General features: G+C 69.7%; 18 protein-coding genes and 2 pseudogenes. 7 read left to right on the top strand and 13 right to left on the bottom strand.

What is annotated here, in order from left to right; all coding sequences use genetic code 11:
- The first annotated feature begins 35 nt into the window (after window positions 1-35).
- The 4 genes and pseudogenes from ACILRB_RS06735 (at window position 36) to queE (ending at window position 2,421) form a co-directional block, all read left to right on the top strand.
- Window positions 36-725, top strand: coding sequence for a 3'-5' exonuclease (locus ACILRB_RS06735; protein WP_395665531.1), 690 nt, complete (start codon window positions 36-38; stop codon window positions 723-725).
- A gap of 57 nt (window positions 726-782) precedes the next feature.
- Window positions 783-1,394, top strand: a complete 612-nt coding sequence (locus tag ACILRB_RS06740; protein WP_395665587.1) for a PD-(D/E)XK nuclease family protein — start codon at window positions 783-785, stop codon at window positions 1,392-1,394.
- Window positions 1,366-1,689: a thioredoxin TrxA gene (gene trxA / locus ACILRB_RS06745; protein ID WP_395665532.1), complete on the top strand. Its 324-nt coding sequence runs from the start codon at window positions 1,366-1,368 to the stop codon at window positions 1,687-1,689. Before ACILRB_RS06740 ends, trxA begins: the two co-directional genes overlap by 29 nt.
- 97 nt (window positions 1,690-1,786) lie before the next feature.
- A pseudogene (gene queE, locus ACILRB_RS06750) lies at window positions 1,787-2,421 on the top strand (7-carboxy-7-deazaguanine synthase).
- Window positions 2,422-2,680: 259 nt separating this feature from the next.
- Here the strand turns inward: queE and ACILRB_RS06755 are convergent.
- Entirely contained in the window at window positions 2,681-2,806 is a 126-nt protein-coding gene (locus ACILRB_RS06755; RefSeq protein ID WP_395665533.1) for a hypothetical protein, read from the bottom strand.
- Window positions 2,807-3,172: 366 nt separating this feature from the next.
- On the opposite strand from ACILRB_RS06755, the pseudogene queD reads away from it, so the two are divergent.
- Both queD and ACILRB_RS06765 read left to right on the top strand, forming a co-directional pair.
- Window positions 3,173-3,508, top strand: a pseudogene (gene queD / locus ACILRB_RS06760) (6-carboxytetrahydropterin synthase QueD); the annotation flags it as partial.
- 140 nt (window positions 3,509-3,648) lie between these two features.
- Window positions 3,649-4,578, top strand: a complete 930-nt coding sequence (locus tag ACILRB_RS06765) for a transglutaminase N-terminal domain-containing protein (RefSeq protein WP_395665534.1) — start codon at window positions 3,649-3,651, stop codon at window positions 4,576-4,578.
- Between the two features lie 250 nt (window positions 4,579-4,828).
- Here ACILRB_RS06765 and xseA read toward each other — a convergent pair whose 3' ends face one another.
- The 10 genes from xseA to ACILRB_RS06815 all read right to left on the bottom strand — a co-directional run bounded on the left by xseA (window position 4,829) and on the right by ACILRB_RS06815 (window position 18,183).
- Window positions 4,829-6,448, bottom strand: a complete 1,620-nt coding sequence (gene xseA, locus ACILRB_RS06770) for an exodeoxyribonuclease VII large subunit (RefSeq protein WP_395665535.1) — start codon at window positions 6,446-6,448, stop codon at window positions 4,829-4,831.
- A gap of 6 nt (window positions 6,449-6,454) precedes the next feature.
- Window positions 6,455-8,095: a Na+/H+ antiporter gene (locus tag ACILRB_RS06775; protein ID WP_395665536.1), complete on the bottom strand. Its 1,641-nt coding sequence runs from the start codon at window positions 8,093-8,095 to the stop codon at window positions 6,455-6,457.
- Window positions 8,096-8,138: 43 nt separating this feature from the next.
- Complete coding sequence (locus ACILRB_RS06780; RefSeq protein ID WP_395665537.1) at window positions 8,139-8,849, bottom strand: anti-sigma factor domain-containing protein; 711 nt, start codon at window positions 8,847-8,849, stop codon at window positions 8,139-8,141.
- A complete protein-coding gene (locus tag ACILRB_RS06785) occupies window positions 8,846-9,367 on the bottom strand; it encodes a sigma-70 family RNA polymerase sigma factor (RefSeq protein WP_395665588.1) in 522 nt (173 codons plus the stop codon). The genes ACILRB_RS06780 and ACILRB_RS06785 overlap by 4 nt, the downstream gene beginning before the upstream one ends.
- Before the next feature lie 136 nt (window positions 9,368-9,503).
- Window positions 9,504-11,213 carry a YbaL family putative K(+) efflux transporter gene (gene ybaL / locus ACILRB_RS06790; RefSeq protein ID WP_395665538.1) on the bottom strand — a complete coding sequence of 570 codons (1,710 nt, stop codon included), beginning with the start codon at window positions 11,211-11,213 and terminating at the stop codon, window positions 9,504-9,506.
- Between the two features lie 93 nt (window positions 11,214-11,306).
- The gene (locus tag ACILRB_RS06795) at window positions 11,307-12,617 is read right to left on the bottom strand and encodes a DUF3422 family protein (RefSeq protein ID WP_395665539.1); all 1,311 of its coding nucleotides are present in this window, start codon (window positions 12,615-12,617) and stop codon (window positions 11,307-11,309) included.
- Between the two features lie 73 nt (window positions 12,618-12,690).
- The gene (locus ACILRB_RS06800) at window positions 12,691-13,590 is read right to left on the bottom strand and encodes a LysR family transcriptional regulator (protein WP_395665540.1); all 900 of its coding nucleotides are present in this window, start codon (window positions 13,588-13,590) and stop codon (window positions 12,691-12,693) included.
- Window positions 13,587-14,975, bottom strand: a complete 1,389-nt coding sequence (locus ACILRB_RS06805; RefSeq protein WP_395665541.1) for a glycoside hydrolase family 15 protein — start codon at window positions 14,973-14,975, stop codon at window positions 13,587-13,589. Before ACILRB_RS06805 ends, ACILRB_RS06800 begins: the two co-directional genes overlap by 4 nt.
- Window positions 14,972-16,255 (bottom strand): glucoamylase family protein, encoded by a 1,284-nt coding sequence (locus ACILRB_RS06810; RefSeq protein WP_395665542.1) that lies wholly within the window; start codon window positions 16,253-16,255, stop codon window positions 14,972-14,974. Before ACILRB_RS06810 ends, ACILRB_RS06805 begins: the two co-directional genes overlap by 4 nt.
- Window positions 16,256-16,308: 53 nt before the next feature.
- Entirely contained in the window at window positions 16,309-18,183 is a 1,875-nt protein-coding gene (locus ACILRB_RS06815) for an ABC transporter ATP-binding protein/permease (protein WP_395665543.1), read from the bottom strand.
- Window positions 18,184-18,209: 26 nt separating this feature from the next.
- Between ACILRB_RS06815 and ACILRB_RS06820 the strand changes: the two genes are divergently transcribed.
- A complete protein-coding gene (locus ACILRB_RS06820; protein ID WP_395665544.1) occupies window positions 18,210-20,354 on the top strand; it encodes a glycoside hydrolase family 3 N-terminal domain-containing protein in 2,145 nt (714 codons plus the stop codon).
- Here the strand turns inward: ACILRB_RS06820 and ACILRB_RS06825 are convergent, their stop codons facing one another.
- Window positions 20,355-21,104, bottom strand: a complete 750-nt coding sequence (locus tag ACILRB_RS06825; protein ID WP_395665545.1) for an SDR family NAD(P)-dependent oxidoreductase — start codon at window positions 21,102-21,104, stop codon at window positions 20,355-20,357.
- Window positions 21,105-21,539: 435 nt separating this feature from the next.
- Complete coding sequence (purF, locus tag ACILRB_RS06830) at window positions 21,540-23,033, bottom strand: amidophosphoribosyltransferase (RefSeq protein ID WP_395665546.1); 1,494 nt, start codon at window positions 23,031-23,033, stop codon at window positions 21,540-21,542.
- Between the last annotated feature and the right edge of the window lie 128 nt (window positions 23,034-23,161).

The following is a 23,161-nucleotide window of genomic DNA, read 5'->3' on the forward strand; positions in this document are numbered from 1 at the left end:
TCGGGCGCGAGGCGGCGGACGCGCTCGACGAGTTCTTGCGGCTTGCTCTGGCGCATGAGGCCGAGGCCGCGCCCTCGCTGTCCTGCTTCCTCGCCCTGTTCGAATCGACGGAGCGCTCGGTCAAGCGCGACATGGAGGCCGGCGGCGACGCGGCCCGCGTCATGACCGTGCACGCCGCCAAGGGGCTCGAAGCCAAGATCGTCTTTCTGCCCGACGCCTGCAACGGTCTCTCGGCGCAGCACGACCCGAAAATCTTCGCGCTCGAGGAGCGTCATCTCGGCAGGCGCCCGGTGCTGTGGTCGCCGCGCAGGGCGGAGGATTGCGCGGAGGCGGCGCTGGCCCGGGCGCGGGCGCGCGAGCTCGCCGAGGACGAATATCGCCGCCTGCTCTATGTGGCGCTGACGCGGGCCGAGGAGCGGCTCTATATCGCGGGCTTCCATGGCGCGAAGGATCCGCCGGCGCTGTCCTGGGCCAGAATGATCGAGGCGACGCTCGGCGCCGACGGGCGCTTCGAGGAAGCGGAGGCGTTCTGGAGCGCCGATGAGAAGGTGCTGCGCCTCGTCGTCGAGGCGGAGGCGCTGGGCGCTGGCCGAACCGCGCCCGCCGCGCCGTCCGGCCGCGTACCGACTGGCTGGCGCAAAAGCTCGCGCCGCCGCAAGAGGCCGCGCCGCCGATCCGCCCCTCGAGCGCGCTCGCCGCGGCCGACCGCCGCCGCTTGGCGCTGACGCGCAGCCGCAGGGCCGGAAGCTGAGGTCCGGCGCGCTCATTCATACGCTGCTGCAATATCTGCCGGCCGTCGCGCCGGCGCGGCGCGCCGCCGCGCGCGCCTTTCTGGCCCAGCGCCGCGGCGGCCTCGACGAGGCGACGCGCGCGCGCTCGCGACCGACGCGCTCGGCGTCGTCGAGGCGCTGGAGCTCGCCGCGCTCTACGGCCCGCGTTCACGCGCCGAGGCCGCGCTCGCCGGGACGGCGCGCCTGAGCGACGGGCGCGAGGTCGCCGTCGTCGGCATCATCGACCGGCTCGCCGAGACGGAGCGCGAGCTCGTCGTCGCCGACTACAAGACCGGCGCGCCGCCGCCGCGCGACGCGCTGCCCGCCGCCTATGTCACGCAGATGGCGCTCTATCGCGCCGCGCTTGCGCCGCTGTGGCCCGGCCGCGCGCCGCGCCTGCTCCTGATCTGGACCGAAGGGCCGCGCGTCGACGAGCTGCTTGCGGGCGAGCTCGACGCCGCGCTCGCCGCCCTTTCGGAGAACGGCCGCGCCTGCTGTCCGCGCTTTGACGCAGGAAGCTGGGCGTTCTTACGTTCCTTGACTGAAATCAAACCGGCGCGGCCCTGGGCGGCGCCCGGCAAATCGAGAGCGAAACATGTCGTCGACCGTCAAAGTCACCGATGAGAATTTCAAAGCCGACGTCGTCGACGCCAAGGGCCCGGTGGTCGTGGATTTCTGGGCCGAATGGTGCGGCCCCTGCAAGATGATCGCGCCCGCGCTCGAGGAGATCGCCGACGAGCTCAAGGGCAAGATCACCATCGCCAAGCTCAACGTCGATGAAAATCCCGGCGTCGCCGGGGCTTTCGGCATCCGCTCCATCCCGACCCTGATGCTGTTCAAGGACGGCAAGGCCTTTTCGACCAAGGTCGGCGCCGCCCCCAAGGGCGAGCTCAAGAAATGGATTTCCGAGGCGATCTGACGCCGGCTGTCATAAGACCGGGCTTTCATCGCGCGGCCGGCTGAAGGACCTCGAAAGAGGTCCTTTTTGCGTGCGGCCGGCTGAAAAGGGCGCAGCCATGGGCCGCTATGCGGTGAAGGAAATCTTCCTGACCCTGCAGGGCGAAGGCGCGCAGGCCGGCCGCGCGGCCGTGTTCTGCCGGTTTTCGGGCTGCAATCTCTGGTCGGGCCGCGAAGAGGACCGCGAAAGGCGGTCTGCCGCTTCTGCGACACGGATTTCGTCGGCATGGACGGGGCGGGGGGCGGCGCCTTTGCGGACGCCGACGCGCTCGCCGAAGCGATCGCCGCGCGCTGGCGCGGCGACGCGGCCCGGAAATTCGTCGTCTTCACCGGCGGCGAACCGCTTCTGCAGCTCGACGACGCCCTGATCGCCACGGTCCATGCGCGCGGCTTCGAGATCGCGGTCGAAACCAATGGCGCGCTGGCGCCGCCGGACGGCGTCGACTGGCTCTGCGTCAGCCCCAAGGCCGGCGCGAAGCTCGTCGTGTCGTCGGGCTCGGAGCTGAAGCTCGTCTATCCGCAGGAGGGACTTTCGCCGCAGACGCTGCTCGCGCTCGATTTCGCGCATTTCTGGCTGCAGCCGATGGACGGGCCGGCGTGCGCGGAAAACGTCAAATCGGCGGTCGCCTATTGCCTCGAACATCCGCGATGGCGCCTGAGCCTCCAGACGCACAAGATGATCGGCATCCCCTGACGCAGGCGGCCCGCGGCGCGTGCGCCTGCGCCAAACCCCCGATCTCGTTTTCCGCAGCTGCGCCAGAACCTTCCATGCGTCATATGGCGACGCAAATATGATGTCGTGGTTCACTCGGTTTTCCTGACCGGAAACGCGCGCTCGCCCGAGTCGCCGCGCCGCATGAACATGCGACGGAAGATTTCAGCGCGCGCAAGCTCTCGCCCGAGCCATGTCGACAACAGGGCCCGCCCAAGCCCGAGAAGGACGCCCGCGCCGATCAGGGCGAGCGCGAGCGCGCCGAGCGCGCCGCGCCAGAACGCGTCGGGCGCGACGACATACACAGCCCGACGAGGGCGAGCGCCGACAGGATCTTGTGACGCAGAAGCAGGTTGTAAAACGACATGGGGCTTTTCCTTGCGCAGGACGGCGAAGCGCCGCCGGCGCGCCTTGCGCCGCCTGGGCGACGTCAATCCGCTCTCGGGCATGGCCGAGCCGACCGCCCGGCAAGCGTGGCGTAGTCGGCGAGCCGGCGCAACAAGCCGGCCTGACGCGCGCTCAAGGGCGGGCTCGTGCGGAACGAGGCGGAAGGGCTGATCACGAGACTGTGTTCCTGCGGGCGGAGACTGGAGCGCCGCGCGTTTGGTCCCGTCCGGCGGCGCTGGCTTGCCGCAAGAAATGTATGTGAGGGCAATCCGGCGTTTCTCCTATATATCTCCCGGAAATTTCGGGCGGACGCGCCCGAAGCACGAGGCAAAGACCCGAAACCCGAATGAAAATCACCCAGGCTTTCCATTTCGAGGCGGCGCACATGCTGCCGCGCGTGCCCGAGACGCATCGCTGCCGCCGCCTGCACGGCCATTCCTATCGCGTCGAACTCGAGCTCGAAGGGCCGGTCGATCCGCGAACAGGCTTCGTGGTCGATTTCTTCGACATCGAGGCCGCCTTCGGCCCTCTGCTGGCGCGGCTCGACCATCATTATCTGAACGAGATCGAGGGCCTCGAAAATCCGACCGCCGAGCTCATCGCCGTCTGGATCTTCGAGCGGGTGCGGCCGCTGCTCGCCACGCTCGCCAAAGTCACGGTGTTCGAGACGCCGGACTGCTGGCCCACCATTCCGACCGAGGCATGGTCCGGTCGGATCGAATGGAAACGGCGGGAGCCTGCGAATTGTGATGCGCGCCGGCGCCGGGGTCTGATAGGCTCGCCGCGCCGGCCGTCAAGAAGCCGGGACGTGGGGAAGCCCCGATGGCGCGGATCGAAATCGTCCATTCGACCGACTACAGATATCGCAATCCCGTCGGCCTCTCGCGCCATCGGCTGATGCTGCGCCCGCGCGACAGCCACGACCTGCGCATCAATCACGCGAGCCTGTCGGTCGACCCAAAACCCTCGGCCATTCGCTGGGCGCATGACGTCTTCAACAACTCGGTCTGCTATCTGTCGTTCGATCCCGACCTGCGGACGCAGCGCCTCAGCATCGTCTCGACGCTCGACCTGACCCATTACCCCATTGGCGCCGACCTGCCGCCCTGCAGCGTCGATCCGGCGGCGGAGCTCTTTCCGTTCTCCTATGAGGCGCAGGAAATCCCCGACCTCGCACGGCTCGCGGAGCGGCAGGAGCCGGACCCGAAGCGCGTCGTCGACGCCTGGGCGCGGCGCTTCGTCTCGGGCAGGGGAGAGGTCCAGACCCTGAAGCTGCTCGCCGACATGACGCGCGCCGTCAGGGAGGAGCTCGCCTATGGCGCGCGCCATGAGGAAGGCACGCAGACCGCGGCCGAGACGCTGGAGCGCGGAACCGGCACCTGCCGCGACTTCGCCGTGGTGATGATGGAGGCGGTCCGCACGCTCGGCTTCGCCGCGCGCTTCGTCACCGGCTATCTTTATGAGGAGGACACCAGGGGCGAACTGCGCGGCGGCGCCTCGACCCACGCCTGGTGCAGCGTCTACCTGCCGGGCGCGGGCTGGGTCGAATATGACCCGACCAACGGCCTGCTCGCCGGCCAGAGTCTGGTGAGGATCGCGGAGACGCGCACGGCGTCTCAGGCGCTGCCGCTGTCGGGCGGATATTTCGGCGGGGCGGACGACACGCTCGGCATGGACGTCTGCGTCGCGGTGCGCTCGGCGCCGCTCGCGCCCGCACGGCCGGCGTCTGCGCAGGAGCGGGCGGCGGTGTAGGCCGGGAGCCCATGCATGACGTTGAATTTGCGTCGTCCTTTCGCTGTGATCCGAGTCTCGTGTTTGAGCCTCCTAAACGCTTGGTCATGGCGAAGCGCCTGTTTTGGCGGTCGGACGCGGCGCGGCAGGACGGCGATCTCTTGTGTCGCCTCGCGGCGCGCGCCTGGAGCGCGTTCAGCGTTCATCGAGTCGCGAACGCACTCTAACATCTTGGTTTTCCGCATTTTCTTAACGTAAAAGTCTGCAGCTTTTACTGAAAATGCGCTAGAACAGCGAGCCCTGTTCGGGCTTGCGACGCCGCGCGCCGGGCGGTTTCCGCGCCGGGGCGCGCTCGGCGATGCGTGCGGGCTCGCCGCCCGCCACGGCGGGGCGATCGCCGTCTGAAAAACGCAGCGTCAGCGCGGCGCCGTCCACGACTTCGGCGGCGCGCCGGACGAGCTTCGCGTCGCCGTTCAAGGATCAGCGCGAAAACCACGCGCCAGAATGTTTTCATAGCCGAAGCTTGCTTAAAGCTGTTCGAGCCGCCGCAGATCGGCGCGGCGCGCGGCGATCGCGTCGGCGGCCGCGTGCCGCATGCGCCGCGCGAGCGCGTCGAGCGCGGCGCGTCCCGCGGCGGCGCGCCGGCTCTCGGCGCGAAGTTCGCGGCGCGGGCGGCCCCGAGCCGCGCGGCGAGGGCGGTGAAGGCCGAGACGTTTTTCGCGCCGCGTGACGCTCGCGAGGCGCAGGCGGCGGCCGAGATTGTCGAGCCGTTCGAGAAACCGGCGAGCCGCGCCTGCGGCGACTGGCGCGCGAGACGCTGCGCCGCGCGCTCGACCATGAGGCGACGGCGGTCCTGCTCGCGCGCGATCGCGCCCGCGACGCGCCGGCCGGCATGGTCGAGCTCTGGCGCGCGCGCGGCCATGATCTCGTCGGGCGCGGGCAGGGCGCGCGCCGCTGTGCCGCGCAGGTCGCCGCGCCGCTGCTCGACCAGACGGCGCATCGCCGCGGCGTGGCGGCGCGAGAGCGCGGCGAGGTCGGCCGCGAGTTCGAGCCGCACGGGCACGGCCTTTTCGGCGGCGCCGGTCGGCGTCGGCGCGCGATGGTCGGCGGCGTGGTCGATCAGCGTCCAGTCGGTTTCATGGCCGACTGCGGCGATGATCGGAATGGCGCTCGCGGCCGCGGCCCGCGCCACGATTTCCTCGTTGAAGCCCCACAGGTCTTCGAGCGAGCCGCCGCCGCGCGCGACGATGACGACGTCGGGGCGCGGAATCGGGCCGTCGGGCGGCAGGGCCGAAAAGCCCGAGATGGCGGCGGCGACCTCGGCGGCCGAGGTTTCGCCCTGCACGCGCACGGGCCAGACCAGCACATGGCGCGGAAAGCGGTCGGCGAGGCGGTGCAGGATGTCGCGGATGACGGCCCCGGTCGGCGAGGTCACGACGCCGACGACGCGCGGCAGGAAGGGCAGGGGCCGCTTGCGCGCGGCGTCGAAAAGACCTTCCGCGGCGAGACGGCGGCGGCGCTCCTCGAGCAGCGCCATGAGCGCGCCGACGCCCGCGGGCTCGATCGCCTCGACGACGATCTGATAGCTCGACTTGCCGGGAAAGGTGGTGATCTTGCCGGAGGCGACGACTTCGAGCCCCTCCTGCGGCTTTACTTTCAGCCGCGCGAAGGTTCCCTTCCAGACCACGGCGTCGATGCGCGCCGAGGCGTCCTTGAGGCTGAAATAGGCGTGGCCCGACGAATGCGGCCCACGATAATTGGAGATTTCTCCGCGCAGCCGCACGAAGCCGAAGCGGTCCTCGATGGCCCGCTTGAGCGCGCCGGAAAGCTCGGAGACGGAAAATTCCGGCGCGTTGCTCCGCGCCGTTTCGGAGCCTGAGGCGTCGGTCATGGCGGGCTAGCCCGGGTTGAGCTGGGTTTCGAGCAGGTCGGCGTCGCGCACCAGCCGGCGCAGGGCGTCCTCCCCGAGCGCGCGCCGGCGGGCCAGCCGAAAATATTCCGTGCGCTCGGCGCGCAGCGCCACAAGGCGCAGCTCCCGCTCGATGCGCTCGGCCTTGAGCGCGAGATCGGCCTCGGCGTCGGTTTTCGAGCGGGCGTCGATGCGCGCGCGATAGACCGCCATCACGCGGGCGCCGGCCTCGGCGTAAAGGTCGGCGGCGGCGCCGTCGCCGCTCATCTGGTGCTGGGCGTGCGCCACGGCCTCGATGGCGGCCGTCGCCGCGGCGATGCGCGCGGCGTCCTCCTCGCGCTGGTGCTGCGGCTCGGGCGGGACGTTCAGGCCCTTCATCAGGAAGGGCAGGCCGATCGCGGCGGCGGCGAGCGAGACGATGATCACGCCGGCCGCGAGAAAGATCGCGAGGTCGCGCGCGGGAAAGGGCGAGCCGTCGCGCAGGACGAGCGGCAGGCTCATCACGCCGGCGAGCGTGATCGCCCCGCGCGCGCCGGCGAGCGTCGTCGCCGCGAGAATGCGCCAGCTCAGCTTCTCCACCTTGCGGCCGCGCCGCGCGGCGCGGAACAGGGTGAAGCGCAGCGAGACCCAGACCCAGGTGAAGCGCAGCGCGGCCAGCGCGACATTGATCGCGACGACATAGACGATGAGCCAGACGGGGTCGTGGTGGCCGGTTTCGCGCACGACCCTGGCGGCGCCGGCGACGATGCGCGGCAGCTGCTCGCCGAGCAGGACGAAGATCACGCCGTTGAAGGCGAACTGGACTGAATCCCACACGGCGTGGCGGCGGACCCGTGTGACGGCGAGCGCGCCGCCGCCGAGTTCGGCGTAGCTCATGGCGACGCCCGCGCCGACCGCGGCGAGAATGCCGGAGCAGTGCAGATGCTCGGCGAAGAGATAGGCGGCGAAGGGAACGAGCAGGCTGACGAGGATATAGGAGCCGGTCTCCTCGCCGACGCGGCCCGAAATCGCGGATTTCAGCCGCACGACGGCCCAGGTGACGCCGACGCCGATCGCGACGCCGCCGATCGCCACCCACAGAAAGGTTCCAAACGCCTGCGGCAGCGAGAAGGCGCCGGTCAGGGCGGCGGCCACGGCGAAACGCATGCAGACGAGGCCCGAAGCGTCGTTGAGCAGGGATTCGCCTTCGAGAATATGCATCAGCCGGCCGGGCACGGAGGTGCGCGAGGCGATCGACGAGACGGCGATCGGATCGGTCGGCGACAGCACGGCCGCAAGCGCGAAGGCGACGGCGAGCGGCATGGCCGGAATGAGCCAGTTGACGAAATAGCCGACGCCCAGCACCGTGAAGACGACGAGCCCGAAGGCGAGCTCCATGATGATCGAGGCGTCGCGGAAGAGGCCTTCCTTGGGGATGCGCCAGCCGTCGAGGAACAGAAGCGGCGGCAGGAACAGAAGGAAGAAGATCTCGGGTTCGAGCGTCACGCTCATCGAGGTGGCCGCGCCGATGAGCGCCCCGAAGGCGATCTGCACGAGGGGCTGCGGCACGGGGATCGGCGAAAGGCGAGCGCAGGCGGAGCTGACGACGACCGCCAGCAGCATGACGAGGACGACCGTGACGCTTTCCACGCTGTTATGGGCTCCCTTGACGGACGCGGGCCGAGAGGCGGGGCTAGTCCCTGATGAGACGTCCGGAATAGATCATCGGGCCGGTCGGGCCGCCGGTCGGCGAGCCGCCCTTGGGTTCGACCGTCACGGCGAAGCGCGCCTTTTCGATCGTCATGCCTTTCGGCATGCGCATCTGCGCGCCTTCGACCGGCACCAGCCCCATGGATTTCGGCGCGCCGGTCTCGCCCATATACCACAGTTCGAGGCTCTTGCCTTCCGGCGCCTGCGCGGACACCGGCCGCACATGGACCACGGCGCGCGGCAGATCGACCCGGACCACCAGCGCGGGCAGGTCGCCGCCGCGGTTGACCACCGCCACATAGCTTTCGCGCGTGGCCGCCTGATGCGCGATCTCGCGCATCACGACGACTCCTGCGAGGCAGGCGGCGAGAGCGGCGCCGCCGATGGCGGCGGAGCGCCAGCGCGCCCGCGACCGGCGCAGGAGCGACGGGTCGTTTTCGTCGTCATCGTCGTCGTCCGCGGGCGGCAGGCCCCCGCGCGGCTCGATCGCCGCCGCTAGCCGCTCCCACAGGCTGCGCGGCGGCGCGATCGGCGGCGCGGCGAGGGCGAGGGGGGCGAGGCGGGCGCGCCACGCCTCGGCCGCGGCGCGGACGTCCGGGTTCTGCGCCGTCACATTGACGAACAGCGTGCGCTCGTCGGCGTGAAGGGCGCCGAGCGCATATTCGGCGGCGAGGATCTCTTCCTCCTCCGTCATGGCCGGACGTCCAGGCAGGCGCGCAGCGACGTCAGGCTGCGGCGCAGCCAGGTCTTGACCGTGTTCGGCGGCGCGTCGAAGCGGGCGGCGAGCTCGTCGCGCGAATAGCCCTCATAATAGGCGAGCAGGACGCAGCTGCGCTGCGGCTCCTCGATGGCCGACAGGCAGCGGCGCAGCGATGCGAGCTCGGAGGCGGCTTCGGCCGGATCCCCCGCCGCCGCGATCCTCTCCATCCAGTCGGTGGGGTCGGTCGCCGGCGGCGGCGCGGAAAAGCTTCTGCGGCGCAGCACGTCGATGGCGCGGTGGCGCGCGATGGCGCAGAGCCAGGCCAGCGCGGATCCCGCCTCGGGCGAATAGGCGGCCGCGCCGCGCCAGACGCGCAGATAGACGTCCTGCAATATGTCTTCGGCGCTCGCCCGGTCGCGCACCACGCGCAGGATCAGGCCGTAAAGCCGCGCCGAGGTGGCCTCGTAAAGCGCCTGGAAGGCCGCGCGGTCCCCCTCCGCCGCGGCGACGATGAGCGAGGCGACGTCGGGAGCCGGGAGATTGGAGGAGTTGTCCAGGATAGTCCTCCCTGCGCGCGTCGAGGCGAGACCGGATTGTTCAGTCAGGCGGCGTCAAGGTCAAGCGCCGCGGCGAGCCCGCCGGGCGCGCTCAATGCGCCTCCCTGTGCGGCTCGTCGCGGCCGAACCGCTTCAGCACATGATCGAGCATGCTGTTGGCGAGCTCCTGCTCGCCGAGGAACACCATGCCCGCCTTCTCCTGCCGCAGCAGGGCGGCTTCGGCCTCGTTGTGCGTGCGCAGGACCGTCTCGATCTGCGGATTGATCCGGACCGCGTTGGCGATCATCTGCCGCACGTTGAGCGTGTCCGGGGTCGCGATGACGAGCATGCTCGCCTTTGAGATATGGGCCTGGATCAGCACGGCCATTTCGGCGGCGTCGCCCGTCACGGCGGGGATGCCGGCCTTGCGGCACTGCTCGACGAGCTCGCGATTCTCGTCGACCACCACGAAGGGGACGCCGGCCGCGCTCATCGCCGCCGCGATGCGCCGGCCGACGCGGCCATAGCCGACGAGCACGACCTGCTTCGAAAGATATTTTTCGTCGGTCGACATCGGCAGCTCGGCCAGCGGATCGTCGGAGCGTTCGAACCGGCGCGCGAGCGGCGAGCGGCGCCTGAGCCACGCCTGCACCGGCCGAAGCGCGTCGAACAGCAGCGAATTCAGGGTGATCGAGATCAGGGCGCCGGCCAGCACGAGGCTCTGCCCGTCGCGCGACAGGAGCCCGAGGGACACGCCGAGGCCCGCCAGGATGAAGGAGAATTCGCCGATCTGCGCGAGGCTCGCCGAAACGGTGAGCGCCGTGTTGACCGGATAGCGGAAGGCGAGCACCAGCGCCGCCGCGGCGAGCGACTTGCCGATGACGATGATGAGCACGACCATCGCCACCGCGCCCGGCTGCTTCGTCAGGATCGTCGGGTCGAACAGCATGCCGACCGACACGAAGAACAGCACGGCGAAAGCGTCGCGCAGCGGCAGGGTCTCCTCGGCGGCGCGATGGCTGAATTCGGATTCGCGGATGACCATGCCGGCGAAGAAGGCGCCGAGCGCGAAGGAGACGCCAAACAGCTCGGCCGCGCCATAGGCGAGGCTGACGGCGGCGGCGATGACGCAGAGCGTGAACAGCTCGACCGAACCCGTGCGCGTGACCTGCCACAAAACCCAGGGAAAGATGCGCCGGCCGATGACGAGCATCAGCGCCACGAAGGCCGCGATCTTGGCGACGGTGACTTCGAGCGTCCACAGAATGTCATGGGTCGGCGCGCCTTCCGCCCCCGAAAGGGCGTTCGAGAGCGGCGGCAGCAGCACCAGCACGAGGACCATGGCGATGTCCTCGACGATCAGCCAGCCGACCGCGATGCGGCCGTTGGTGGTGTCGAGCACGCCGCGCGCCTCAAGCGCCTTGAGCAGCACCACGGTGCTTGCGACCGAAAGGGAAAGGCCGAAGATGATCGCGCCGCCAGGCCCCCAGCCCCACCACAGCGCGAGCCCCGCGCCCATGGCGGTCGCGACGGCGATCTGGAGCAGCGCGCCGGGCAGGGCGACCTTGCGCACGTCCCACAGGTCGTCGAGCGAAAAATGCAGGCCGACGCCGAACATCAGCAGCATCACGCCGATCTCGGCGAGCTGGGAGGCGATCTCGACGTCGGCTGTGAAGCCCGGCGAATAGGGGCCGATGATCACGCCCGCCAGCAGATAGCCGACAAGGGAGGGCAGTTTGAGCTTGGCTGCGATGAAGCCGAACAGAAGGGCGAAGCCGAAGGCGGCGGCGATCGTCGTGATCAGCGGGACTGCGTGGTGCAACGTCGGCCCTTCCTCTCTCCTTGCGTCGGCGGCGCGGCCGCCCGCTTCGCCTTGAAGCCGGACAGGCGCGGGATCGCGATGCGCGCGGGCGGGTCAGTCGACCGGGTGGCTCTTGCGCAGCTTGCGCACGTTCCACCAGACGCCGAAGGCGATGAAGGGCACGAACAGCGCCGTCGCCAGCGCCGGATTGATCCAGTGCTCCTGCTGGTGCACGCCCTCGAACACGAGGTGCAGGATCGAAGCCATGTAATAGGTGATGGCCGCGACCGAGAGCCCCTCGACCGTCTGCTGCAGGCGCAACTGCATGCGCACCCGCTCGTTCATCGTGCTGAGCAGGTGCTGATTCTGGCTTTCGAGCGCGACCTCGACCCGCGTGCGCAAAAGCTGGGCGGCGCGCGCGAGCTTTTGCGACAGATTGTCCTGGCGCGCCTCGATCGCGGCGCAGAAGCGGATCGCCGGCGTCAGCCGGCGGGAGAGAAAGGCCGCGAGCGTCGGATAATCGTCGATCGGCCGCTCGTCGATCAGCCGCAGCCGCATCTCGACGGTTTCATAATAGGCTTTGGTCGCGCCGAACCGGTAAAGGCTTTGCGCCGCGCCGCTTTCGAGCTCGGCGGCGAGCGCGGTCAGACGGTTGAGCAGCGCCCGGCTGGCTTCGAGCCCGTCCGCCTCGCTCATGCCGCCGATGAGCCGCGGCAGTTCGCCCTCGATGCGGCTGATCGAGGGGGAAAGATCCTGCGCGCGCGGCAGGCCGAGGAGCGCGAGCGTGCGGTAGGTTTCAAGCTCCAGAAGCCGCTGGGTGAGGGCGCCGGCTTCGAGTTCGCTCAGGGAGCGGTTGAGCACGAGAATGCGCACGAAGCCGAACACGTCCGAACGGAAGTCGGTCGCGACGATCGCCGCGCCATGCGAGACTTCGGCCGCGGCGAGCTCGTTCTGGCCAAACAGCCGGCGCCAGGCGTCGCTGACCCTCGCCTCGGGCGCGAGGTCGAGGTCGACGGCGACGATCAGCGGCCCGGGCTGGGGCAGGGTGCGCATGACCCTGGCGAATTCGCCCGCCGCCGGCCAGAAGGCCGGGTTTTCGCGCTTGGTCTCGTCGTCGCAGGGGAATTCATAAGTATAGGTCACGAATTCGCCGTGGCGCTCCCAGCGCAGGATCGTCGGCGACAGTTCGACGCGGTGGTGCTTGGCGCCTGCGAGCGGCGGCGGCGCGGCGCGGTCGCGGCAGAACTGCGCCAGCGCCGCCTGCGCCTTCTCGGCCGCGTCATGATCGGTCATGAAGGCGAAATGCAGGAGGCGCTTCGAGCCCGAGATCGGCTCGAACGGCCGCGCATGCAGTTCGGCGAGCACGCGCGCGCGCAGCTCATGCTCCCTGAAGCCTCCGGCGGCGGAAGTGAAATCGTCGAGCACGCGTCGCAGCCTCTGGCGGTTGATCGGACAGGCGGGCCATCATGGACGGACGGACGTCCTCAATGTCAATCGGTCAGCCTTCGGGATTTTCGAGCGCGGCGACGCGGTTCGCCTCGGCGAGCAGGGCGCGCGAGAGCGGCGGCATCGGCTCGCGGCGCGGCATGACGAGGCCGATGCGCTGCACCTCCTTGGGCTCGACGATGGGAATGGAGCGCAACGGCGGGCTGAGCCCCAGCACCTCGGCGAAGGTCTCGGGGATGATGCTCGCCCAGCGTCCCGTGCGCACATGGGCCGCGAGCACGACCATGGAGTTCGACTCGAGCATCGGCCCGTTCTCGGGGCCGACGCCGTCGAGCATGCGGTCGATGATGCGGCGGTTCTGCATGTCGGGCGTCAGCAGGCAGAGCGGAATCCGCGCCGCCTCCTTCCAGGTCACGGTCGCGCGGTCGCCGAGCGGTCGGTCGACGGAGGTCAGCAGGCGATAGCGCTCGCGATACAGGGGTTCGGCGCGGATATGGCCGAGCGGCTCATTGTCGAGATAGGTGATCCCGGCGTCGATCTGGAGGCCGTCGAGCATCGTCAGAATTTCGCGCGAGGTCTGCGACAATATGGTGAAGCGCACGTCAGGGTGCTTTTCCTGGAACGGCCCCGTGAGCTTCTGCACCATGCCGAGCGCCGTCGGCACGGCGGCGATGGTCAGATGGCCGACGAGCGACTTCCGCGGGGCGCGCATCTCCTGCCGCATGGCCCGCGCGTCGGCGACGATCCGCTTCGCCCATTCAAGCGCGCGCTCGCCGTCGGGCGTGAAGCCGTGAAAGCGCGAGCTGCGGTTGACGAGCAGGGCGCCGAGGCTTTCCTCGAGCTGCTTGATGCCGGCCGAAAGCGTCGGCTGCGTGACGCCGCACGCCTCCGCCGCCCGGCTGAAATTACGCTCGCGGGCCAGCGCCAGAAGAAATTCGAGCTTCTCGATCATCGCGGCGCGTCACACGCCGCGCGGCGCGCGGCGCAGGCGCTGACGAAGGCGGCGTGGCTCCAGGCGAGGCTTTTTGCGGAGGTCTGCGCGCCGTTCGTCTGGTCGAACTGCTCCGACAGGTCGCCGTCGGGCGCGGCGCAGGCGAGCGCCGTTTCGAGAAAGGCGTCGCCGCGCGCCAGCAGCGCCGCGGCGAGGCCGCCTTCGGGAAAGGCGAGCCCCGCGCGCCGCCATGGCCCGGCGTCGGCGAAACGGCTTTCGGCCGCCGCGCGAAAATAGAATTCGGACGCGCCGAAGGTCGAGAAGAAATAGGCGCCGCCGCTGTAATAGCGATCGTCCCGATAGCGGCCCATGGCGGGAGCGAGCGCGCCGGGCCCGGCGCGGTTCAGGGCGTAGCGCTCGGAAAACAGCGCTTCGAGCCGGCGCAGCGTCGCGATCAGACGCGCGTCGCCGACGCCATGCGGGCCGCTTGGCCGCCCGGCGTGGATCGCGGCGAGGACGACGGCGATGTCGAGCAGCTTGTCGCGCCCCGCGGCGTCGGGGTCGAGCCGCGAGCGCATGAAGCCGTCATCCTCGCTCCAGAAGGCGTCGAGCCCGGCCTCAAGCGATTCGGCCGCCTCGACCAGCGGCGCGGCGGCGGCGTGGTCGCCGCAGGAGCGCAGGAAGGCGGCGCCCCGGCCCAGCGCCTCGGCCTGCAGGAGCTGCGTGTAATAATGCCGGCCAAGCTCCTCCTCCCAGATGTCGAAGGAGGGGCGGCGGAAGCGCTCAAACGTGAAGGCGAGGTCGCGCCGCAGCAGCGCGTCCGCAAGCCTGCCCGCTTCGCCCTCGGGCGGAAAAGCCGCGCAGAAGCGCAGCACGCACAGAACGCGCAGCGCCGGGCCGTCATGCTGCGGGCGCGACCATTTGAGCATGTCGAGCGCGCCGTCGGGGTCGAAGCGCGGCTCGCCTAGCGCGTCGTCGCCGACGACGGCGCGGATCTCGGCCTCGGGCCGCAAAAATTGCAGGAAATGCGGCTCGACCTTTTCGCGATAGTGTCCGGCCCGCTCAAGAAAGGCCGCGCCGTCCTGCGCGCAAAGCGACAGGCTGAAGCCGAGAAAATCGGAAAAATGCGCGACGCCCGTTTCGCGCGGAACGGCGCCCAGCTCCGTCAGCAGGCGCAGCGCGTCGACGACGACGGCCGAATCGCGCAGCCAGTGAAAGAAATAATCCGGGTCGGGATCGTAGGCGGCCATGACCGGCGAGGCGAGGACCGAGCCTTTCGCCGGCCTCATGAAGCGGTTGAAGCCGACGCGCTCCTTGACGAGGTCGGTCCGCGAAAAGGCCGCGAGCATCTTTTCGGCCGAGGCCGAGAGCTGGCGGTCGAGGCGCCGTTCAAACGCCGCGCTCATGCGCCGGCCTCAAGATGGGGCGAGGAGAAGCCGAGCCGCGCGAGGCCGCGCCTGACGTCCGGGTCCGACATGAACAGCCGCCACAACAGCCCCGAGCGATAATTCTCGATCATGGCGACGATCGGCCCCTGGTCGATGGCGAGACAGGAGTCCGCACGCCAGCCATGCGCCTCGCTGAAGGCGTCGGCGAAGCCGAAGCGGCCGCAGATCCAGTCGCCGAGGTCGTCATGGAAATGGCGCAGGGCGCGCATCGCCTCCTGCGGCAGATAGGGGAAGCTCGACAGCGCCGCCGTCGGCGAGATCACGCCCGTGTCGTGGTCAGGCGCATGGGCGGCGTAGCCATGCAGCGCGTCGTCGCTCGCGGTCAGGCCCCAGCAGTCGGGCCCATAGCCGGCGTAGCCGTTGGGGTTGAGGACGCAATGATCGTGATTGATTCGCGCATGGGCGACGTTCTGCGCGAAATAATCGGCGTATCGGTCCCTGAGGCCGCGCGGGTCGAGGCCGCAGAAGGAATAATGCGCGAAGAACAGCGGGCCGCCGAAATCGGGGCCAAGCGGCAGTTCATGGCCAAGCCAGACGCGGCGGTTGAGAAAGTTGCGGCTCTGGGCGAAGCCCTCATGATACACGACCGGATCGACCGGAAAGCGCGGCGCGGCGGCGGCGAGCACATAGGCGATCAGGCATTCGTTCCAGCCGCGCACCTCGGCGTTGAGCGCGAAACCGTTGTTCGGGCTCCAGTGCCAGAGCAGCGCCTTGCGTCCGTGCGGGGCGTGCCAGCTCCATTCGACCTCGCTCCACAGCCATTCGATATGATTGCGAAGGTCGGTTTCGAGCTTGCCGTCGCCGTCGAAATAGCGGCGCGCGCATAAAAGCCCCTGAAACAGCAGCGCGGTCTCGACCAGGTCGGCGCCGTCGTCCTTGCGGCCGAAGGGAATGGTCGCGCCGGTGCGCGCGTTGAGGAAATGCGGAAAGAAGCCGTGATAGGCCGGGGTTCGCTCCAGAAAGGCGACCATGCGCATGAGCCGCAGCGCCGCCTCCTCGCGCGCGACCCAGCCGCGCGCGGCTCCGACGATCAGCGCGAGCGCGCCAAAGCCCGCCCCGCCGACCGAGACATGCTCGTTCGCCGCGTCGCCTTCGGGGTCGGGGGAAAAGCGCAGCCGGTCGCGCGGCAGGAAGCTTTCAGGATGCGCGCCTTCCCAGAAAAAGCGAAAGCTCTCTCGTTGCGCGAATTCGAGAAGCGCCTCGTCTGGGAGGGGCGAGGAACGGGCGCTTTTTTTCATGGGGGGCCGGCCTTGGTCTGTCGCGGCGCCTTCGCGGCGCTTCTCGCGCGACTTTAGCCAATAAGGCCGGCCTTCGTCGAGGCTTGCGCTTCAGCCGCCTCGCGCCTGTCGGCGGCGCGCGAACGCGGGGCGCGCAGGCCGTGCGGCTCTTCGACGAGATGCAGCATGCGCGTGAAAAAGCCGCCACGGTCGTCCGGCCGGCCGAGATTGACGAGGGTCGCGCCGGCGAGCTCATGGGCGAACACGTCGAACGCCGCGGCGCTCGTCGCCTCGTCGAGCGAGTCGAGCGCCTCGTTGACGAAGATCCAGCGCGGCTGGTGCACGAGCAGCCGCGCGAAATGCACGCCCTGCTGCTCGTCGCCGGAAAGGTCGCGCTCCCAGCGCCGGATCTGGTCGAGCCTTGGCTTCAGATGGCCGAGCCCGAGCCGGTCGAGCGCCGCTTCGAAGGCCTGCTCGGGAAAATCCGCCGGCGCGCCCGGATAGGCCATCGCCTGGCGCAGCGTGCCCGGCGGCAGGTAGGGCCGCGACGACATGAACATCATGGAGGCGTCGGCGGGCAGGACGATGCGCCCCGAGCCGCAGGGCCAAAGGCCCGCGGCCGCGCTCAGAAACTGGCGCCGCGCCACGCCGGGCGGCGCGACGACGAGGACGCGCTCGCCGGGCCCGATCTCGACATGGCGCTCGCTGAGACGCGTGACCGTCGAGGAGGAGACGATGACGAGGTCGTCGAAGCGCAGCGCGTCGGCCGATCCGACGCGCCGGTCGATGCGCGGCGCGGCGCCCTCGATCTTGTCGATGTCGATCAGGGCGCGGCGGAACGAGGACACGCGGATCATGGTCGCGCGCCAGTCGGCGATGACGCTGAAATTGTCGACGAACCAGCGCAGCGCCTGCTGCACCTGGTTGAAGGCGCCGACCACCATCATCAGGCCGCCGAGCGACAGGTCGCCCGAGAAGAAGCCGGGCGCCGCCACGATGATCGGCGCGACGATGGTGAACCAGCCATAGCCCGCCGTCACCCAGGTGAGCCGCGTCACGCCGGACGCATAGCGCCGCATGATCGACAGCACGGGCTTCAGTTCGCGCGTCAGGCGGAGCTTTTCGTCGTCCTCGCCGCGATAGAAGGCGATGGCGTCGTTGCGCTCGCTCGCCCGCACCAGGGCGAAACGGAGATCGGCCTCGCGCGCGTAGCGCTCGGCGTTGACGGAAATGAGCGGACGGCCGACGCGCCAGCTCATCCATGACGCCGCGCCGGCGTAGATCAGCGCGGCCCAGACCATATAGCCGGGAATCGACAGTTTTTCGCCAAACAGGCTGAGCGCGACGCCCGCCGACAAGGACCAGAGCACGCCGATGAAGCAGGCGAGCAGCAGGCTCGCCTGCAAAAGGCCGATGCCGAGGTCGGTGGTGAGCTCCGTGAGGTGGCGGGCGTCCTCATGGATGCGCTGGTCGGGATTGACGCCGATGTCGCCGGCGTTGGCGATGCGGAAGGCGCGGGTCGGCTGGAGCCACAGGCCGATCAGGCCGCCGGTGAGCCGCGCCCGCAGCTTGAGCTTGGTCATCTGGTTGAGCCAGATCTGCGCGACGTTGAGGACGAGCAGCCCGCCGGCGATCAGGGCGAATCGCCAGAGCTGATAGAGAAACTCATGCAGGTCCTTGCGCGCCAGCGCGTCATAGAACGGGCTGTTCCAGGCGTTGAGCTTGATCTGGCCGAACGCCGTCGCGCCGATCACGGCGACGAGGGCGAAGCCGAGCAGCAGGAACTGGCTGCGCTCCGGCGAGGTCAGGAGCGCCCGCGTCATGCTGAAGAATTCGGACGCGAAGGCGCCTTCCGAAAATCGCTCCGCGCTGCGATGCTCGCCCGTGTCGATCGTCAAATCGCTTTCGTCCTCCTGCTGAACGGCGGCCTTTCCATGAAGCCTTACCATGACGACGCCGAATATGCGGACGCCTCATGACGGCCGACGACATTGAAAATCTGCTCGCCGCCATGACGCTCGCCGAAAAGATCGGCCAGATGACCATGGCCGCCGGAACGCAGGCGCTGACCGGGCCGGTCGCCGGCGGCGAGATCAGGGCCGCGGCGCGCGCCGGCCTCGTCGGCAGCCTGCTCAATCTTTGGGGCGCGCATGAGGTCGCGGCGATTCAGGCGGAGGCCGAACGCGCGCGGCTGAAGATCCCGCTGTTCATCGGCTTCGACGTCGTCCACGGCCACCGTTCGATCTTTCCCATCCCTCTCGCCGAGACATGCGCCTTCGACCCGGATTTATGGGAGAAGACCGCGGCGGCGGCGGCGGCCGAGGCGCGCGCCGACGGAATCCACCTCGTCTTCGCGCCGATGATCGACGTCGCCCGCGACCCGCGCTGGGGACGGATCGCCGAAGGGCCGGGCGAGGACCCTTATGTCGCGAGCCTGTTCGCGGCGGCGAAGACGCGCGGCTTTCAGGGCGGGAATCTGGCCGATCCTGCCCGCGTCGCCGCCTGCGCCAAGCATTTCTGCGCCTATGGCGCGGCCGAGGCCGGGCGCGACTATGCGAGCGCCGACGTCTCCGACCGCACGCTGCGCGAGGTCTATGCGCCGCCCTTCGCCGCCGCGATCGCCGCCGGCTGCGCCTCGATCATGCCGGCCTTCATGGACCTCGCCGGGGTTCCCATGACCGCGCATGACGCGCTGATCGAAGGCTGGCTGCGGCGCGCGCAGGGCTTCGACGGCGTGGTGATCAGCGACTACAACGCCGTCGCCGAACTCATGGCGCATGGCGTCGCGGCCGATCGCGTCGAGGCGGCGGCGCTGGCGCTGAAGGCCGGCGTCGACGTCGACATGATGAGCTTCTGCTACCGTGACGGCCTGCCGGAGGCGCTCGCGCGCGGGCTCGTCTCCATCGCCGCGGTCGACGCCGCCGTGCGCCGCGTCCTGCGGCTGAAGGCGAGGCTCGGGCTGTTCAGGCGGGCGGCGGCGCCGGCCGTCGCATCGCCGCCGCCGGAGCCCGAAGCGCCCGCGGCGCTCGCGCTCGAGGCGGCGCGCCGCTCCCTCGTTCTCCTGACCAACAGGGGCGCCCTGCCGCTGCCTCCGGGCGTGCGGCGGATCGCGCTCGTCGGCCCGCTCGCCGACGCGCCCTGCGAGATGGACGGGCCGTGGGCAGGAGCCGGCGCGCGCGAGGCGGCGGTCTCGATCCGACGCGGCCTTGCCGAGCTCCTGCCCGACGTCGAGCTTCTCTACGCGCAGGGCGCGCCGATCGACGGCGGGGACGATTCGGGCGTAAACGCCGCGCTCGCGGCGTGCCGCGCGGCCGACGCCGTCGTCCTGTGCCTTGGCGAGGCGGCCGAGATGAGCGGCGAGGCGGCGAGCCGGACGAGCCTCGGCCTGCCCGGACGCCAGCGCGGCCTCGCCGAGGCCGTGCTCGATCTCGCGGCGGAGACAAAAAAGCCGGCGGTGGCGCTGCTTTCGAGCGGGCGCCCGCTCGTCGTCCCGTGGCTGTTCGCGCGCGCCGACGCCGTCGTCGCGACCTGGTTTCTCGGCGAGGCGGCGGGGACGGCGATCGCCGAGGCGCTCGTCGGGCGGGTCGATCCGGTCGGCCGTCTGCCCGTCGCCTGGCCGCGCGCGGAGGGGCAGACGCCGATTTATTTCGCGCGCCGGCCGACAGGGCGCCCGTTCGCGCCGGGCGATCATTATTCGAGCCGCTATCTCGACTGCGAGGTCGAGCCGCAGTTTCCCTTCGGGCACGGGCTGTCTTACGGCGCCTTCATGATTTCGTCCTTCGCCGCCGGGTCGGCGAATTTTCGGCGCGGCGACACGCTGCGCTTTCGAGTCGAGCTGCGCAACGACGGCCCGCGCGACGGCGAGGCGGTGGTGTTTCTGTTTGCGCGCGATCTCGTCGCCAGCGTGGCGCGGCCGCTGCTGGAGCTCAAGCGCTTCGGCCGGCTCGCCCTGCGCGCCCATGAAAGCGGCGCGCTCGCCTTCAGCCTTCCCGCCGGAGAGCTGGCCTTTCTTGGCCGCGACCTCACGCCCGTGTTCGAGCCGGGCGGCTTTGAATTCTGCGTGGGGTTCAGCGCCGACCCCGCGGCGCTCGTCCGCCTGCGCTGCGAGGCGCGCGCCTGACTAGTCCGGGGCGCGGAAGCTCAGCACGCGGTCCTGCGGGAAATCATAGAGCCTGCCGGTTTCGGTCGAGCCCGGCGCGCAGAGCGCCGCGATCTTCGGGGCGAGCTCCTCGGGCGTGCGCAGCGTCATCGGGTCCTCGCCGGGCATGGCCTGGGCGCGCATGCGCGTGCGCAGCGGCCCCGGATTGACCAGCATCACCCTGACCGGCGTGATGTTCATGGTTTCGACGGCGTAGGAGCGCGCGAGCGATTCGAGCGCGGCCTTCGAGGCGCCATAGGCGGTCCAGTAGGGCCGCGTCGCCGCCGCATGGGCCACGCCCGAGGTGACGAACACGACGCGCCCGGCGTCGGAGGCGCGCAGCAGCATGTCGAACGAGCGGATCAGCCGCCAGTTGGCGGTGACGTTGACGGCGAAGACCGAATCCCATTCCTTCGGCTCGACATGGCCGACCGGAGTGATCGGGCCGAGAGCGCCGGCGGCGCCCACCAGAATGTCGAGCCGGCCCCAGCGGTCGTAGATCGCGCGTCCGAGACGGTCGAGGGCGTCGAAGTCGCGGATGTCGCAAGGCGTGAGCGTGGCCTGTCCGCCGAGCGCGCGAATCTCGTCGTCGAGCTCCTCGAGCGCGCCCTGCGTGCGCGCGAAGGCGACGATATGGGCGCCCGCGCGGGCGAGTTCGAGCGCCGCGGCGCGCCCAATGCCGCGTGACGCGCCGGTGACGACGGCGATGCGGCCTGAAAGATCGAGGGACATGGAGGGCTCGGCAGGTTGACGGCGAGAGGTTGACGGACAGCGCGCGAGGTCTAGCCGTCCGACGCCGGCCGCGAAAGCCCCGGACAAGGAAAAAGGCTCAAAGATTGAAAGCGAAAGGGCGAAGGGGGCGCCTGCGAGCAGGCGGCGGCGTCGCCTATGAAAACAGGAGTCTCGACACGCGCGCGCGAAACAGGACGCCGCCGTGTTCGACGCTCGCCGGTCCGTCTGGCGCGAGGGTTGCGGGGGCGCGTCGGGATTGGGCCAAAGTCGGCGTGAATGGACGGGCCAGAGCCGGAGCGGGGCGGCGATCGCCGCTTCGGCTGAGCGGTCGGCGCCCGAAACTCAGGCGCTGGATGGCGGCGCGTCATGGACGCGCCACGCAGGCGTTGTTTCAGCCAAATCGCCGGCGTGGCTCAAACGACGGGTTCGGCGGCCTCAACTCGCCTCGGCGAGCAGCGAAAACTGACTTTTCGTCGCGCCGCTGAGATCGGTGAGGCTGGTCGGATAGTCGCCCGTGAAGCAGTGGTCGGTGAACTGCGGACGCTGCGCGTCGCGGCTGCCCTCGCCCATGGCGCGATAGGTGCCTTCGACCGAGAGGAAGGCGAGCGAATCGCAGCCGATATAGCGGCGCATCTCTTCGAGCGTATGCGTCGCGGCGAGAAGGTTTTCACGCACCGGCGTGTCGATGCCGTAATAGTCGGGATACATGATCGGCGGGGAGGAGATGCGGAAATGCACCTCGCTCGCGCCGGCGTCGCGCATCATCTGCACGATCTTGACCGAGGTGGTGCCGCGCACGATGGAATCGTCGATGAGCACGATGCGCTTTCCGGCGACGACGGCGCGGTTGGCGCTGTGCTTGAGCCGCACGCCAAGCTCGCGCACGGTCTGCGTCGGCTGGATGAAGGTGCGCCCCACATAATGGTTGCGGATGATGCCGAGCTCGAAGGGCACGCCCGAGGCCTGGGCGAAGCCGATCGCCGCCGGAACGCCCGAATCGGGCACGGGCACCACCACGTCGGCGGGAACGGCCGATTCGCGCGCGAGCTCCGCCCCCATCTGCTTGCGCACGTCATAGACGGAGCGGCCATGCACGACGGAATCGGGCCGGGCGAAATAGATGTATTCGAAGATGCAGGGGCGGGCGGGACGGCGGGGGAAGGGGTGGAGGCTTTCGACGCCTTCTTTCGAGACGACGACGACTTCGCCATTCTCGACGTCGCGCACGAAGCGCGCGCCGATGATGTCGAGCGCGCAGGTTTCGGAGGCGAGGATGTAGCGCCCGTCGAGCTCCCCGAGCACGAGCGGGCGGATGCCCAGCGGATCACGCGCGCCGATCATCATGGTGTTGGTCAGGGCGACGAGGGCGTAGGAGCCTTCGAGCGCGCGCAGCGCCTCGATGAAACGCTCGACGATGCGGAGCTTGCGGCTGCGCGCCATGAGATGAAGGATGACCTCGGTGTCCGACGTCGACTGATAGATGGCGCCGCTCTGGACGAGGTCGCGCCGCAGCGTCAGCCCGTTGGTCAGATTGCCGTTGTGGGCGACGGAGAAGCCGCCGGAATTCAGCTCCGCGAACAGCGGCTGGACGTTGCGCAGGATGGTTTCGCCGGTCGTCGAATAGCGCACATGGCCGATCGCCGCGTCTCCCGGGAGGCGCTCGATGGTCGAGGCCTTGGAGAAATGATCGCCGACAAGGCCGAGGCGGCGCTCGGAATTGTAGCGCCTTCCGTCAAATGAGACGATGCCGGCGGCCTCCTGGCCACGGTGCTGGAGGGCGTGCAGGCCAAGCGCCGTGACGGCGGCGGCGTCAGGATGGCCGTAGATGCCGAAGACGCCGCATTCTTCGCGCAGCCGGTCGGCCTCGAGGTCGAGATCGACTCCGTCGGAGCCGACCCAATGCGTGTCGCTTTGCGTTGCGCCGTCCATCCCCGCCTCCTGCGACTCGCGTCGCCTGCCTTACGTCGAACGAAGGCGCGCCGGCGGGACCGTCCAGACAGCCTCGCCGTCGCGCGCTCCACGACGAGAAAAACGACCGCCGCCGCCGGCGAAAGACT

The organism is Methylocella sp. (assembly GCF_044226135.1).
Taxonomy (GTDB): Bacteria; Pseudomonadota; Alphaproteobacteria; order Rhizobiales; family Beijerinckiaceae; genus Methylocapsa.